Raw genomic sequence first — 15,402 nt, forward strand, 5'->3', positions numbered from 1 at the left:
TTCTCGGTAGTAGGTTTTTATTTAATTGATAATCAATTTGTTAATATTTTGTGTAATTAAGATTTTTTAATTTTCCATTATAATGTATTTAAAATCGAAAATTATGTCTTAAATTTGCGCAAGAAGCAATATTTTTAAATCATGTGATTTCAGCAAGTTAATCATTGAAATAAACCTTAAAATTATTGAAATAGTTATTTGAATATTTTATTTTAATTCAGTGTTCACAAGTTGAGATGTATCTTCTTTTTTGGAAATATTGATGAAAAAAATGTAATTAAAAATCTTTAAAAACTTATGAAAAAATTTTTATTAACAGCAATTATGCTTGTTGGCCTTTCGGCCGTTTCTAAGGCTCAACAGGGGCGAGTGGGGATTAACACAACCACACCTGCCGCAACATTAGACGTAGTAGCAAATACTACAGACAATGCTAGACCTGATGCCTTACTAGTCCCTCGTATGACAGCAGCAGAATTATCCGCTAAGGATGATACTAGTGGAACATATGCTGCGCCTCAAAACGGAGCTATTGTTTACATTACTTCCGGAACAGGTACAGGTGCAAGAAAAGTTAAAATTACTGGCCCTGGATTCTATTATTTTGATAATTCAGTTCCTGAATGGAAGCCTATGGTTGGTGCTGTTACAGCTACCGGATATACTAACGTTTCACAATCGACTTCTATTAACAAGAATGAATCAATGTTGGTAACTACGAATGTAACTATTGCAGCTCCTCCAGTAGCAACTTCAGTTGCCGGAGATAAATTCAGAATTGTTGATGCTACAGGTGGTGCTGGATTTAGTGTTACTGGTGTTCACTCTAGTACAACTACTTCGCCGGCAGTATCAGGTTCGGCATTAGAGTATACTTTCATCAGTGGTGCATGGTATTGCACAAGTTTATAATTTAAAATAATAGTGAAATGAACACAAATAAAAAAATTTCTGCTCTTGTATTGTTAGCTGTGGGTATCTTTTCTAATGCACAGATCAAAACAAATAATACAATTAATGCAACCATAGGTGGAGAGTCAGTTTACTTAGATGCTTCAAGTTTCCCTTCATCCAACAACTTAGGAAAAGGTTTATCTGTTCCTAGAACAAACTTAACTACTTTTACATTTGTTACACAGGTAACCAATGCATTAAAGTTTCCTACAGCATATGATGGTATGATCGTATATAACTCTGTTGCGGGTACTACTCCTGCTACAGGTTCAGGTATTGGTAATCAACCTGTCAGTGTAGGTTTTTACTATTTCAGTAATCCTACTCCAACACCAGCATTCTCTTCTGCTTCCGGGCAATGGTTGCCATTAGGTGGTAGTGGTAAAGAAAATATCCTTACTACTGAAACTGTTACAAACAGACAAGTAAATAATGCACAGATTTATGGTATAAAAGGAACTTTTGCTGCAAACGGTACAACTACTGCAGTAACTATTCCTGCTCCTTCCGGAATTACTGCTATGTACGGAATTACTATTTATAAGGCAGGAACTAACACAGTATACTCCAGAGAATTGTATTCATATGATACATCTACCGGAGCTGCTGTTACAGGATCTCCAAGTATGTCTGTAGTGTATCCTAGTGGAACGTATGATTATGTACTAGAATACTTAAAATAAAGAAATTTATTAATTACATAACAAAAAACCAATGAGAAATCATTGGTTTTTTACTTTTAAGAGATGAGAGGTTCTTTTATTTTTGATGATGATAAATGATATGGAGATAATTTTTTAAAATTTCCGGCTATTATTTTTTAAGTAAGATCAAGCTTTGAAATTTTAACACTATCTATAGATGTTAAAATCTAATTCAGAAATTTGACAGGATAGGGCTTACCATCTTCTGATAGTCATTTTCTTCAAATCCTGGATTTAAGAATTTTAAATTTAAAATTATTTTATTGGATTAAAATCTTAACAATAGGTATTTTTTAATAAATTGATTTTCAGTGTGTTTTAGATTTCCAAATTTTAAATTATGTGTAAATTAGTTAATTATGTTAACTTTTCAGGTATTTTTTTAACACTTTTTAACATGGTAACCTAAATGCCCTATCCATAAGGGTTTACAGTTGTTTTTAACATTTTATTATGTTTTTATTAACTATTTTTAACATACTGAATAGGGTTTTATAAAGATTCCTGATACATTTGCTCCGTCAAAACCAATAAAAGTTCAAAATGATGAAAAGATTCATTCTCGTAATCATAATGATGATTTCAACCCTAGGTGTTTACTCTTTTACAAGTAATGCCTTAGATGCGAAAAAAACAAGTTATGCATCGTACTACCACGATAAATTTAACGGTAGAAAAACTGCCAGCGGAGAAATCTTTGATAACTCAAAATTCACTGCGGCAAACAGAACGCTTCCATTTGGAACAAACGTTAAGGTAACCAACCTTAAAAATGGTAAAGAGGTAATAGTGAGAATTAATGACAGAGGGCCTTACCATTCATCAAGATCTTTAGACATGTCTAAAGCTGCGTTCGATGAGATCGGAGATATCAACCATGGTACTATTCCGGTCGAATATGAAATTGTCGATTAATTTTATGATTTAAATTAAAAAAAGCCAGCTGATTGAGCTGGCTTTTTGTATGGATAAATATAGCATTGATTATACATCTAATTCCAATAGAGCAGGACAATGGTCAGAATGTACAGCTTCCTTTAAAATAACAGCCCTTGTAAGCTTATCTTTTAAACTGTAGGAAGTGAAGTTATAATCTAACCTCCAGCCTTTATTTCTTTCCCTTGAATTTTGTCGGTAGCTCCACCATGTATAATTATCCGGTTCATTATTAAAGAATCTGAAACTGTCAATCAGTTCACACTCATTGATAAAACTGGTCATCCACTCTCTTTCCATGGGAAGAAATCCTGAAACATTTTTTAAACCGACAGGGTTGTGAATATCGATAGCTTCATGGCAAATATTAAAATCACCGGATATAACAAGGTTAGGAATTTCTTTTTTTAAATTCTTGATATACTCAAGGAAGTCATGGCAGAACTGCATTTTAAAATCCAGTCTTTCAATATTAGATGCAGAAGGAACGTATACGGATATTGCAGAAAATCCGTCAAAATCGGCACGGATGATTCTTCCTTCATTATCATAGCTTTCTATACCACAACCATACTCTACATGATTAGGCTTTATTTTTGAAGCAATTCCGACTCCACTGTAACCTTTTCTTACTGCAGAATGCCAATAACTGTGATATCCTAATTTTTCAAGACTTTCGATATCTATCTGATCGTTTCCTGCTTTACTCTCCTGAATACAGATGATATCCGGATCTGCAATTTTCAGCCAGCCCAGAAAATCTTTTGTGAAAGCAGCTCTGATTCCGTTGACATTGTAAGTGATTAATCTCATAAACAAAATAAATTTTTTCAAATGTAGGGAAATAAAAAAGCCGGTCTTTAATTTCAAAGCCGACTTTTTATATTGTTAGTAAGGTTTTTATTTTTTGAAAACAGTTTTACCGTCTTTTGTCAATTCTATTTCCTCACCTTTACCTCTTAGCTCATAATGATCATTCTTATACCATATTCCTGATGCAGGCTTTTGTCCCTGTAGTTCAATTGTTTCATTGTTGAAAACCACCGTAGCTGTATTTTTGGTATTATTGAAAGTCATATCCAACGTTTTTCCATTGCTGTCTTTCGAAGTACTTTTTACAATTTCATCCTGAGTTCCTGAAACAGCTGCTGAATCAGATGGCTTGGATGCAACACTGTCTACAGAAGCGGGAGTGGAATCTGTTGTTTTCTTTTCTTTGTTACATGAAGTTAAAAATAATGCTGAGAATGCTGCTGCAATAAAAATGTGTTTTTTCATAAGATTATATTTATTTAAGGTTGTCTTCTAGTATGCAAAATGAATGCCTTAAAAAAAGAGGCGGAAAAAATCGAATGATTTTTTCCGCCTTTAACCCAAAATTAAATAAACTATGAAAAAAACTACTTGGGTTCTAATACGCTGATAGGGATGATACACTCTTCAAGTGAAATTCCTCCATGCTGGTAAGTTTCTTTATAGTAATTAACAAAATGATTGTAATTTTTAGGATACGCCAGGAATATATTGTTTTTAGCAAAAATATATTTCGAGCTTAGGTTTCCTTTTGGAAGGAAAAGCTTTTCCGGGTTGGTAATGGCCCATACATCACTGTCATCATACGTTAAGCTTTTACCTGTTTTATATCTGATATTCGTAGAAGTTTCTCTGTCTCCTACCACTTTACTTGGCTTTTTAACATATACAGTACCGTGATCTGTTGTGATCACCAGCTTATATCCGTTTTCTGCAGCTGCCTTAATGATCTTCAATAAAGAAGAGTTTTCAAACCAGTTGAAGGTAAGGGAACGGAAAGTCTTATCATCACGAATCAGCTGGTCTACAATATGATTATCTGTTTTCGCGTGTGAAAGGATATCAATAAAGTTATAGACAATGACCAGAAGATCATTATTTTTATGCTGATTGAAATCATCATAAATCTTTCTTTCAAAATCAGCGTTCAGTACTTTAAGGTATTTCATAGATTTTGAACCGAGACCAATTCTCTTCATCTGATCTTCCAGAAAGTCACGTTCAAATTCATTTTTGTTTCCCTCTTCATTATCATTGAACCATTTATCAGGGAAGCGTTTCTCAATCTCAGACGGCATTAATCCTGCAAAGAAAGAGTTTCTCGCATACTGTGTTGCCGTAGGAAGAATACTGTAGTAATAATCTTCTGAAACTTTATTGTAGTATTTTGTAAATAAAGGTTCAATCACTTTCCACTGATCGTAACGAAGATTATCCACCATCAGTAAAAGAACTTTTTCTTTTTCCACTTCCGGTTTTACTTTTTCCTTGAAAAGTGTGTGACTCATCATCGGTTTATCTGAATCTGTAAGCCAGTTTTCATAATTTTTCTCAATAAACTTGGCAAACTGAATGTTAGCTTCCTCTTTCTGAGACTGCAGCAGATCCGCGAATTCATTGTCTGCTACTTTATCAAATTTGATTTCCCAGCTAAGGATCTTTTTATAATATTCAGCCCATTCCTGATACGTTCTCAGGTAAGAAAGTTCCATGGAAAGATTTCTGAATTCCTGCTGGTATTGTAGAATCGTTTTTTGTTCAACAAGATTATCCTGCTGAAGGTTTTTCTTTAGGGAAAGTAATATCTGATTAGGGTTTACAGGCTTTAATATATAATCGGCAATCTGGGAACCGATAGCCTCTTCCATAATGTGTTCCTCTTCGCTTTTGGTTACCATGACGATTTTTAAGGCGTTATCTTTTTCCTTGATCATTGGAATGGCCTCCAGACCGGAAATGCCTGGCATATTTTCATCAATGAGGGTTAAAGCAAATTTCTCTGAATCCATAAGCTCCAAAGCCTCATTTACATTGTTAACAGGGGTTACCTGATAACCTTTCTTTTCTAAAAATACGATATGAGGTTTAAGTAAATCTATTTCATCATCGATCCATAATATCTTTTCTGACATAATTTATTTTTTACATGGTTATTGTATCAAAATGTTGACCAAATCCTTTTAAAATCTCACAAATTCGAAAGATTAAAAGTTAAATATAAGTTAAATGAAAATAGCGTAGAATAATTCACATTTTCACTTCACTTAATCAGTCGTTTTTATATATTCCAAAGCCTTTTCCAATACTTCGTCTTTTCCGTTTTTTATCCCTTCTACACTTGGTTTTATGAAGATGTCAGGAATAATTCCGATTCTTTGGGTTTCTCTGCCATCAGGGTAATAAGCACCCAAACCTGTAAACCGTGTATCAAGGTTGGCAATTTTAAACATAATCACATCTCCGTTGGCTCCCGAAGTATTACTTCCGATAATTTTCGCTTTCGGATGCTGTTTGAACATCATGGTTGTAGTTTCTGCCTGGCTTTGCGTATTCTCATCTACTAAAACGATTACATTTCCTTTATAGTATTCAGGATTCTTTCTGCCAGTGACATTTTTTCTGCTGTAAAATTTCCCGAGATAGGTGGTGTCAGGAAAAGTAAATTGATAATAGATTGAGGGGCTGGGAAGAAGAAGGTAACTTAAGGGAATGATCGTTTGTTTTGGATAATTCCTGAGATCAAAGATAATGGATTTTGCGGATTTTAAACTACTGTACATTTCGTCAATATCTTCCTTTTCTATAATTCCCATATTCACATACCCGATTTTCTTTTCATCATCCATAAATTTCCATTTTTTTGAGACAGGTATTTTTTCGTGAATAATATCCTTAATGAGATACGTTCGGGTTTTTATTTCTATGTTTTGTCCATCCCTTTCAATCTTTATGGAAATAGAATCATTCTTGCTGAAGAGAAGTTTATCTTTTATTTTACTAACCTTTCCCCATGAGTTGGAAGCGGGTGTGTATTTGGTTAAACTGTTGATCACTTGCGGGATGGTTTTTCCTTCAATATCATAAATGACATCTCCCGGATGCAGAGTACTTTTATGTCTGGATCGTGTGTCGTTAACTTTTGTAATCACTAGTTTTCCTTCAGCATAAGTATATTCTACCGGAACTTTTCTTTGACCATACAAACTAAGTTGAATTTCTTTTGACGAAATATAAGCGTGTGAGTCATCCGTTTTAGCCACCAGTTCTGCTAATGCTAGGTGAAAATTCTCGTCATTATCAATCATTAGGAATCTGGGAATCATTTCTGTAAGGACATCATTCCAGTTCTGATCAGTTTCATATTTATAAGGAAAGAAATATTCTACGTAATTCCAATATCTGAATAGCTCCAGTAAACTAATCGCTGTGGAAGTAAATTTTGATCCATAGGATTTTTCATTTCTGAAATATATTTTTCTTCCCCCTTTTCCCACATAGTGATTGTCTCCAAGATTCCTGTTTTTTTCGATATAACGAAGCTTTTGAGATACATCATCAGAGAAAATCTGTGAATTGTCCATCCAGCGTAGATCAAAATTTTTAAGGAAATACACCTTCTGATCTTTAACTGAACATTCTTTGCATGGCGGAACTTCTCCGAGGCTCTCAATCCATTCAGAATAAAAACTATTGAGAGACTGCTTATCATGAATATTTTCAAGTTCATTGATTTTTTGAAAAAGCTGCTTATCCCAGTTAAGATTTCCCTTTGCTACACGGGGATGGTAATATTTTAAAAATCCCCAAATCCTGCACAGAGATTCCAGCTTTTGGGTCTCGGTGATTATTTGTGCGGAAAAGTTTAAACTTAAAAATAAAAATAGGAAAAGTGAGAAGCGTCTCATTAAAGGTTGTCGTGTTTTCTCTCAAAGATAATCCTTTAATATAACAGGCGCAAAAGGTTTTCAAAAAATCTTGAATTGATAAAAAATAGATGCCAAGGAATTTCTAAAGTTGATATGATGATGTTTTTGATGAAAAATATTCGGTAGGGCATCGTCTTATTCCAATATCTTAATAGTAATTTAATAAGAGGCTAAATTTTAAAATGCCTAACTTTGTTTACTAATACTGAAGTTTCAATGCAGAATAAGCTAAAAATCATCAACGATCCTGTTCACGGGTTTATCAAAATTCCACACGAAATTTTATTTGATATCATTGAGCATCCCTATTTTCAGAGATTAAGAAGAATCGGGCAGACCGGACTTTTGAATCTGATATTCCCGGGTGCTACCCATACAAGGTTTCACCATGCTCTTGGAGCAATGCATTTGATGTTTACAGCGTTAGAAACATTGAAGCAGAAAGGAGTGAAAATTTCTGAGGAAGAAGAAAAAGGAGCAATGCTGGCCATTTTGATGCATGATATCGGTCATGGTCCGTTTTCACACGCATTGGAAAGTATGCTGATGGATGACTGGCATCATGAGAATCTTTCTTTGCTGCTCATGAATAAGCTTAATGAAAAATTCCAGGGCCAACTATCCATGGCTATTGAAATGTTTCAGGGGAAATATCACAGAAAGTTTTTTAACCAGCTGATCTCTTCCCAACTGGATGTTGACCGTTTGGACTACCTAAAAAGGGACAGTTTTTTTACAGGAGTTTCAGAAGGAAATATTAATACCCAGAGAATCATCTCTATGATGAATGTCTGTGAAGAAGGCGAACTGGTGATTGATGCAAAGGGGATTTATTCCATTGAAAATTTCCTGACAGCCAGAATGTTCATGTACTGGCAGGTGTACTATCATAAAACTTCAGCTTTGGCAGAGTTTCTTTTAGTTAAAATCCTTGAAAGGGCAAAATATCTGATTTCCCAGGGTGTAAAACTTCCGGCAACAGACAATCTGAAATATTTTTTATACCGTGAAAAGAGCGGTGCCACAGATGAAGATATAGAAAGATTTACTCAGCTTGATGATAATGATGTAATTCAGGCCATGAAAGAATGGCAGAATTCAGAAGATTTTGTATTGTCATACTGGTGTAAATGTGTAATTCAGAGAAATTTGCCTAAAACAATTATTTCATCACATCCTTTTGGCCAGGAAATAATTGAGGAAAAAATAAAAAAGAGTAATGAACTTTTCGGAATCAATAATGGTAATGAATTGGTTCATGAAATTAAAAGAAAATTATTGCCATATCATGCAGAGAAACAACCTATTTATTTACTGCATAAAAATGGGAGAAGAACAAGGCTGCATGAGTCGGAAGATCAGCTTTTATCGGGATTAATTGTGAATAAGACGACCCGCTATATCCTTATGTTTCCAAGAGATATATCCAAACTGGACTCTTAAAGAATATTAAAATTTACGATCTGAAACTAAAACATGTTTGCAAATTATAGAATTTCTTATCTTTGCAGAATATGGAATTTACAGCTTCGCAAATTGCAAGTTTTATTGACGGTAAAATAATAGGTGACGAGAATGCACTTATTACAGGAGTTTCACCAATTGAAAATGGGGAATCAGGACATCTTTCTTTTATAGCACAAGATCGATTTTCTCATTTTTTGGATAGCTCAAAATGCTCTGTTATCATCGTTTCGGAAAAACTTCTGGAGAAAAATCATTATAACCCTACCTTAATCGTTGTAAAAGATGCCTATCTTTCTTTTCAGATTCTGATGAATTTATATCAGGAAATGCAGGGAAGAAAAGAAGGTATTGAAAACGGTTCGTCTATTCATGATACTGCTGTCATAGGAGATAAAGCGTATATCGGAGCATTTACCTATGTTTCCGAGAAAGCTAAGATCGGGGAAGGATCACAAATCTATCCACATGTATATATAGGAAAAGGTGTAAAAATTGGTAAAAACTGTAAAATAGACAGTGGTGCCAGAATTTATGACTACTGTATTATTGGAGATAACTGCGTGATTCATTCCAATACGGTAATCGGAGGTGACGGTTTTGGTTTCCAGCCAACAGCTGACGGCTTCAAAAAAATACCACAGCTTGGAAATGTGATTATTGAAGACGATGTAGAAATTGGTTCAAACTGTAGTATCGACAGAGCTACAATAGGCTCTACAATAATAGGAAAAGGAACTAAGATTGATAACCTGATTCAGATTGCCCACAACGTGAAAATTGGTCAGAACAACGTAATTGCTGCACAGGCAGGAATTGCAGGTTCCACTACTATCGGAGACTGGAATCAGATTGGTGGCCAGGTAGGTGTCGTAGGACATATCAAAATAGGAAACCAGGTGAAAATTCAGGCTCAGAGTGGCGTGAATTCCAGTGTTAATGACAGAGAAACTTTGTACGGTTCACCAGCAATCAGTTACAATGACTATTTAAGGAGTTATGTTCATTTCAGGAACTTGCCTGGAATAGTAAATAGAATAAATAATCTTGAGAATAACTCAAAAGATAATACTAATGAGTGATATGCAAAAAACACTTCAGCAAGAGGTAACTCTTTCTGGAATTGGCCTTCATACTGGTAAAGAAGTAAAACTTACCATTAAACCTGCTAAAGAAAATACAGGTTTTGTATTTGTAAGAACAGACTTGGAGGGACATCCTCAGGTAGAAGCTGATGTAAATTATGTTGTAGCAACTGAAAGAGGAACTACATTAGAAAAGTTAGGGGTAAAAATTACCACTTGCGAACATCTTTTAGCAGCCCTTGTTGGTTGTGATATTGATAACGCAATTTTAGAAATGGACGCTTCAGAACCTCCTATTTTGGATGGGTCTTCAAAATATTTTGTGGAAGCCATCGAAAGTGTAGGAGTCGCAGAACAAACGGTTGCAAGAGAATATCTTGTGGTAAAAGAAGTTCTTACGTACAGTGACCCGGCTACAGGTTCGGAAATCACCATCATTCCTTCAGATACTTACGAAGTAACTACTATGGTAGATTTTGGGACTAAAGTATTAGGTACTCAGAATGCTACTCTTAAAAATATTTCAGAATTTAAAGACGAAATCTCATCAGCAAGAACATTCAGCTTCCTGCATGAATTGGAAATGCTTTTAGATCATGGTTTGATCAAAGGTGGAGATATTTCCAATGCTATTGTATATGTAGATAAAGATCTTACTCCTGATACCACAGAAAAATTAAAGAAAGCCTTTGGAAAAGATAATGTATCGATCAGACCAAACGGTATTCTGGACAATCTTAATTTAAACTATCCTAACGAAGCAGCGAGACACAAATTACTGGATGTAATCGGTGACCTTGCTTTGGCAGGTGTAAAAATAAAAGGTAAAGTTATTGCTAACAAACCGGGACACTTTGTGAATACTCAGTTTGCGAAAAAACTAAACCGCCAGTGGAAATTGCAGAAAAAGAAAAACGTTCCTGATTTTGACCTGACAAAAGAACCGGTATTCGATATCAACGGAATTATGAAGCTTATGCCTCACAGACCTCCGTTCTTATTAATTGACAAAGTTCTTGAACTTTCGGACTCTCATGTAGTAGGGTTGAAAAATGTAACAATGAACGAACCTTTCTTCGTTGGACACTTCCCTAAAGAGCCTGTAATGCCTGGAGTTCTTCAGGTAGAAGCATTGGCACAGACAGGAGGAATTCTTGTATTGGCCAGCGTTCCGGATCCTGAAAACTATTCTACGTATTTCATCAAAATTGATAAGGTGAAATTCAAAAGAAAAGTAATTCCGGGAGATACGCTTATATTCAAAATTGAATTGATAGAGCCTATCAGAAGAGGAATTGTTCATATGCAGGGGTATGGATATGTAGGAGACACTGTAGCAGTAGAAGCAGAGCTTATGGCTCAAGTTGCAAAAAATAAAGTTGATTAAATGATTCATCAATTAGCAGCCGTAGATAAACGTGCGAAAATCAGCAAAAATGTAATCGTAGAACCTTTCACTACCATTGCAGGGGACGTAGAAATCGGAGAAGGAACATGGATTGGTCCTAATGTAACCATCATGGATGGAGCAAGAATAGGGAAGAATTGTAGGATTTTCCCTGGGACTGTAATCTCTGCAATTCCCCAGGATCTGAAATTTGATGGTGAAGATACCCAGGTAATTATCGGTGACGAAACGACAATCAGAGAGTGTGTTACCGTAAACAGAGGGACAAAGGCTTTAGGATATACTAAAATAGGTGCTCACTGTCTTATTATGGCGACTTCACACATTGCACATGATTGTGTTATCGGAGATCACGTTATCATCGTAAACGGTTGTGGTATTGCAGGACACGTCGAGATTGGTGATTATACAGTAATGGGAGGTTTATCAGCGGTTCACCAATTCGGTAAAATCGGAAAACATGTAATGATTTCCGGAGGTACTTTGGTAAGAAAAGATATTCCACCTTACGTAAAAGTAGCAAGAGAACCTATGTCTTATGCTGGTATTAATTCTGTTGGTTTAAGAAGAAGAGGATTTACGAATGAAAAGATCTTTGAAATTCAGAAGATCTACAGAGCAATCTTCCAAATGAAGATGAACGTTTCCCAGGCTATTTCCCATATTGAAAAAGAAATGCTTCCAACGGCTGAAAGAGATGAAATCTTACAATTTATTCAAAATTCACCAAGAGGTATCGTAAAAGGATACGGAACCGGTAAAGAGAGTAATTAAGAGAAATGCTAAAAAGCAAATTCGCAAATCTGCCTGTTTGCTTGCCGGCCAATACAATTTAAGTAAAAAAGATAATATATATTAATGGCAACAAGTAACGATATCAGAAAAGGGCTATGCATCGAATATAGCAATGATATTTATAAAGTAATTGAATTCCTTCACGTAAAACCGGGAAAAGGACCTGCTTTCGTAAGAACAAAATTAAAGTCAGTGACGAACGGTAAAGTAATTGATAATACTTTCTCTGCAGGACACAAAATTGATGAAGTAAAAGTAATCACCAGAAAATTCCAGTATCTGTATGATGATGAGAACGGATTCCACTTCATGAACAATGATGATTTCTCTCAGTTATACATCAACAAAGAAATGATTGAGAACTCTCAGTTTATGAAAGCGGGTGAAGAAGTGACTATCATTTTGAAAGAAGCTGATGAAACTCCACTTTCTGCTGAACTTCCGCAATCAGTATACCTTGATGTTATCGAAGCTGATCCGGGAGTAAAAGGAAACACTGCAACCAATGCTCTTAAAAACGCAATCGTTGAAACAGGAGCAAGAGTAATGGTTCCTTTGTTCATTGAACCGGGAGACAGAATTAAAGTAAGCACTGAAGACGGAAGCTACTTAGAAAGAGTAAAAGAATAAATAAAATTTACATAAATTCGGTTTGCATCAGCATTCCGAATTTTGTTTTATAAGAAAATCTATTGTTATGAGATTCCATTCTCCGCAAAAGCTTAAAACGATTGCAGATTTAATAGGCTCAGCATTTGTAGGGCCGGAAGATTTTGAAGTATTGGGAACTAACGAAATTCACATGGTAAAACCAGGTGATATCGTTTTTGTGAATCACCCTAAATATTATGACAAAGCATTAAACTCTGCAGCCACTATTATTTTAATTGATAAAGAAGTAGATTGCCCGGAAGGTAAAGCACTTTTGGTTTCTGATGATCCTTTCAGAGACTTTAATAAAATCAATACCCATTTTACCAGAATCTATAATTTCACAGAAGAACTTCACGATGTTGAAATAGGAGAGGGAACAAAAATCCATTCTTCGGCAGTAATCGGGAACAACGTGAAGATCGGGAAAAATACCTTAATCTTTCCTAATGTTGTCATTGGTGACCGTACGGAAATCGGAGATAACGTCATCATCCAGTCTAACACCGTTTTAGGGGGTGATGCATTTTATTACAGAAAATTAAATGGAAACTTTGACCGTTTGATCTCTGTTGGAAATGTTGTTATTGAAAACAATGTGGAGATCGGAAACGGATGTACCATTGACAGAGGAGTTACAGACTCTACCATTATTGGAGAAGGTTCCGTTTTGGATAACCAGATTCAGATCGGACATGATACCGTTATCGGAAAAAAATGTCTGATTGCTTCTCAGGTAGGAATTGCCGGATGCTGTATCATCGGAGATGAGGTGACATTATGGGGACAGGTTGGAATTGCTTCCGGTAACAAAATTGAGTCGGGATCTGTACTTTTGGGAAAAACCGGTGTCAACAGAGATCTTGAAAAAGGAACCTATATCGGGATGTTTGCAGAAGATTTTAAAACTTATCTTAAAAAAGAAGTAAAACTGAGAAATCTCAAATAAACAATTCCAAAGGTTTTATCCAAAATCAAAGAAATTTGAGTAAATTTGTGAGCATTAATAAAATAATAAATAAATTAAAACAACAATAAAATGTCAATTTTAGTAAACAAAGATTCTAAAGTAATTGTACAAGGATTTACAGGGAACGAAGGAACTTTCCACGCTGGTCAGATGATTGAATACGGAACAAACGTAGTAGGTGGTGTTACTCCAGGAAAAGGAGGTAGCGAGCATTTAGGAAAGCCGGTATTTAACACTGTAGCTGATGCTGTTGAAAAAGCAGGAGCAAACGTAAGTATCATTTTCGTACCACCGGCATTCGCAGCAGACGCTATCATGGAAGCTGCTGAAGCAGGAATCAAAGTAATTGTATGTATTACTGAAGGTATTCCTGTAGCTGATATGGTAAAAGTAAAATCTTACATCGCTGACAGAGACTGCAGATTAATCGGACCAAACTGCCCTGGAATCATTACTTCTGAAGAAGCTAAAATTGGTATTATGCCAGGTTTCGTTTTCAAAAAAGGAAAAGTAGGTATCGTTTCAAAATCAGGAACTCTTACTTACGAAGCTGCTGACCAGGTAGTAAGAGCAGGTTACGGTATCTCTACTGCAATCGGTATCGGTGGTGATCCAATCATCGGAACAACTACAAGAGAAGCTTTAGAACTTTTCATCAACGATCCTGAAACTGAAGCTGTTGTAATGATCGGTGAAATCGGTGGAGGTCTTGAAGCTGAAGCTGCAAGATGGTACAAAGCTAGCGGATCTACTAAACCGGTTGTAGGTTTCATCGCTGGACAGACTGCTCCAAAAGGAAGAACAATGGGACACGCAGGTGCTATCGTAGGTGGTGCTGAAGATACAGCTCAGGCTAAAATGGAAATCATGAGAGAAAACGGTATCAACGTTGTTGATTCTCCTGCTGATATTGGTGCTACTGTAGCTAAGATTCTAGGATAATATAAAACCCAACATATGAAAAAACTTTTATTAGCCTCAGCTTTAACTCTTTCGGCTTTTTCCTTTGCACAGGTGCAATGGAAAAATACAAGATTTGGAGTGACAGGAGGTTTAAACTACTCCAGAGTATCTAACGCCCACAACCCTTCAGGCCCAAGATATACTTTCCAAGCTGGAGCTTTGGCATTGATTCCCGTAGGAAAGGCAAACCAATTCTTTATTCAACCTGAAGTACTGTACTATGGTGCAGGAGAAACAGGAAAAGATAAAGATGCTAAAGGAGTAAGCGGTTATGACGCTTTATATGCTAATAACTACCTGAGTGTGCCTCTTTATTTCAAAGGATATTTTTCTGAAGCAGAATCAGAATTCTTTGGATTAATAGGCCCTAGATTTAATTTCTTGCTGAACCAGAACGTAAAAGACGCTCCTGTAAGCAGACCTTATTATGACCCGGATGTTACCGATCCTAACCAGCCTGCAGGCGTAAATGGTAAGGCGAAGAGCTTTAACTGGGGACTTGGACTGGGAGTAGGATATAGCTACAAAAGACAACTTGAAGTAGCATTAAAATACGACTTAGGTCTAAGTGATACCTATCCTGGTCTCGCTAAAGAAACTAAGGGTACTGATAAGAAAAAATCAGAACAGGTAATTGCTCTTACTTTAAGCTATATATTCAAATAGAATATTTCAGAATATAAAAAATCCCGGAAACTCAGTTTCCGGGATTTTTTTATTGATAGGCTTTTAC

Annotated in this window: 15 protein-coding genes; 11 read left to right on the plus strand and 4 right to left on the minus strand. The window is 35.6% G+C overall.

Annotated elements, in window-relative coordinates; all coding sequences use genetic code 11:
• Nucleotides 1–324: 324 nt before the first annotated feature.
• The 3 genes from A1704_RS13015 (at nt 325) to A1704_RS13025 (ending at nt 2,573) form a co-directional block, all read left to right on the plus strand.
• Entirely contained in the window at nt 325–912 is a 588-nt protein-coding gene (locus A1704_RS13015; RefSeq protein ID WP_062674040.1) for a hypothetical protein, read from the plus strand.
• Between the two features lie 17 nt (nt 913–929).
• Entirely contained in the window at nt 930–1,637 is a 708-nt protein-coding gene (locus A1704_RS13020; protein WP_062674042.1) for a hypothetical protein, read from the plus strand.
• A 564-nt stretch (nt 1,638–2,201) separates the two neighbouring features.
• A complete protein-coding gene (locus A1704_RS13025) occupies nt 2,202–2,573 on the plus strand; it encodes a septal ring lytic transglycosylase RlpA family protein (protein ID WP_062674044.1) in 372 nt (123 codons plus the stop codon).
• A gap of 69 nt (nt 2,574–2,642) precedes the next feature.
• Here the strand turns inward: A1704_RS13025 and A1704_RS13030 are convergent, their stop codons facing one another.
• The 4 genes from A1704_RS13030 to A1704_RS13045 all read right to left on the minus strand — a co-directional run bounded on the left by A1704_RS13030 (nt 2,643) and on the right by A1704_RS13045 (nt 7,312).
• Nucleotides 2,643–3,407, minus strand: coding sequence for an exodeoxyribonuclease III (locus A1704_RS13030; RefSeq protein ID WP_062674046.1), 765 nt, complete (start codon nt 3,405–3,407; stop codon nt 2,643–2,645).
• Nucleotides 3,408–3,494: 87 nt separating this feature from the next.
• Nucleotides 3,495–3,872, minus strand: coding sequence for an MliC family protein (locus tag A1704_RS13035; protein WP_062674048.1), 378 nt, complete (start codon nt 3,870–3,872; stop codon nt 3,495–3,497).
• Between the two features lie 122 nt (nt 3,873–3,994).
• Nucleotides 3,995–5,539 (minus strand): T9SS response regulator signal transducer PorX, encoded by a 1,545-nt coding sequence (gene porX / locus A1704_RS13040; protein ID WP_062674050.1) that lies wholly within the window; start codon nt 5,537–5,539, stop codon nt 3,995–3,997.
• 132 nt (nt 5,540–5,671) lie between these two features.
• The gene (locus tag A1704_RS13045; RefSeq protein ID WP_062674052.1) at nt 5,672–7,312 is read right to left on the minus strand and encodes a S41 family peptidase; all 1,641 of its coding nucleotides are present in this window, start codon (nt 7,310–7,312) and stop codon (nt 5,672–5,674) included.
• A 237-nt stretch (nt 7,313–7,549) separates the two neighbouring features.
• On the opposite strand from A1704_RS13045, the gene A1704_RS13050 reads away from it, so the two are divergent.
• The 8 genes from A1704_RS13050 to A1704_RS13085 all read left to right on the plus strand — a co-directional run bounded on the left by A1704_RS13050 (nt 7,550) and on the right by A1704_RS13085 (nt 15,335).
• Nucleotides 7,550–8,776 carry an HD domain-containing protein gene (locus A1704_RS13050; RefSeq protein WP_062674054.1) on the plus strand — a complete coding sequence of 409 codons (1,227 nt, stop codon included), beginning with the start codon at nt 7,550–7,552 and terminating at the stop codon, nt 8,774–8,776.
• Nucleotides 8,777–8,847: 71 nt separating this feature from the next.
• Complete coding sequence (gene lpxD, locus A1704_RS13055) at nt 8,848–9,879, plus strand: UDP-3-O-(3-hydroxymyristoyl)glucosamine N-acyltransferase (RefSeq protein WP_062674056.1); 1,032 nt, start codon at nt 8,848–8,850, stop codon at nt 9,877–9,879.
• A complete protein-coding gene (locus A1704_RS13060) occupies nt 9,872–11,269 on the plus strand; it encodes a bifunctional UDP-3-O-[3-hydroxymyristoyl] N-acetylglucosamine deacetylase/3-hydroxyacyl-ACP dehydratase (protein ID WP_034699159.1) in 1,398 nt (465 codons plus the stop codon). Before lpxD ends, A1704_RS13060 begins: the two co-directional genes overlap by 8 nt.
• Nucleotides 11,270–12,064 carry an acyl-ACP--UDP-N-acetylglucosamine O-acyltransferase gene (gene lpxA, locus A1704_RS13065; protein WP_062674059.1) on the plus strand — a complete coding sequence of 265 codons (795 nt, stop codon included), beginning with the start codon at nt 11,270–11,272 and terminating at the stop codon, nt 12,062–12,064.
• Between the two features lie 84 nt (nt 12,065–12,148).
• A complete protein-coding gene (gene efp / locus A1704_RS13070) occupies nt 12,149–12,715 on the plus strand; it encodes an elongation factor P (protein ID WP_002977139.1) in 567 nt (188 codons plus the stop codon).
• A gap of 67 nt (nt 12,716–12,782) precedes the next feature.
• Nucleotides 12,783–13,685 carry a UDP-3-O-(3-hydroxymyristoyl)glucosamine N-acyltransferase gene (locus tag A1704_RS13075; RefSeq protein ID WP_062674061.1) on the plus strand — a complete coding sequence of 301 codons (903 nt, stop codon included), beginning with the start codon at nt 12,783–12,785 and terminating at the stop codon, nt 13,683–13,685.
• A 90-nt stretch (nt 13,686–13,775) separates the two neighbouring features.
• A complete protein-coding gene (gene sucD, locus A1704_RS13080; RefSeq protein ID WP_002977143.1) occupies nt 13,776–14,648 on the plus strand; it encodes a succinate--CoA ligase subunit alpha in 873 nt (290 codons plus the stop codon).
• Between the two features lie 15 nt (nt 14,649–14,663).
• A complete protein-coding gene (locus A1704_RS13085; protein ID WP_062674063.1) occupies nt 14,664–15,335 on the plus strand; it encodes a porin family protein in 672 nt (223 codons plus the stop codon).
• The last annotated feature ends 67 nt before the right edge of the window (nt 15,336–15,402 follow it).

The organism is Chryseobacterium cucumeris, from assembly GCF_001593385.1.
In the GTDB taxonomy this organism is placed as follows: Bacteria; Bacteroidota; Bacteroidia; order Flavobacteriales; family Weeksellaceae; genus Chryseobacterium; species Chryseobacterium cucumeris.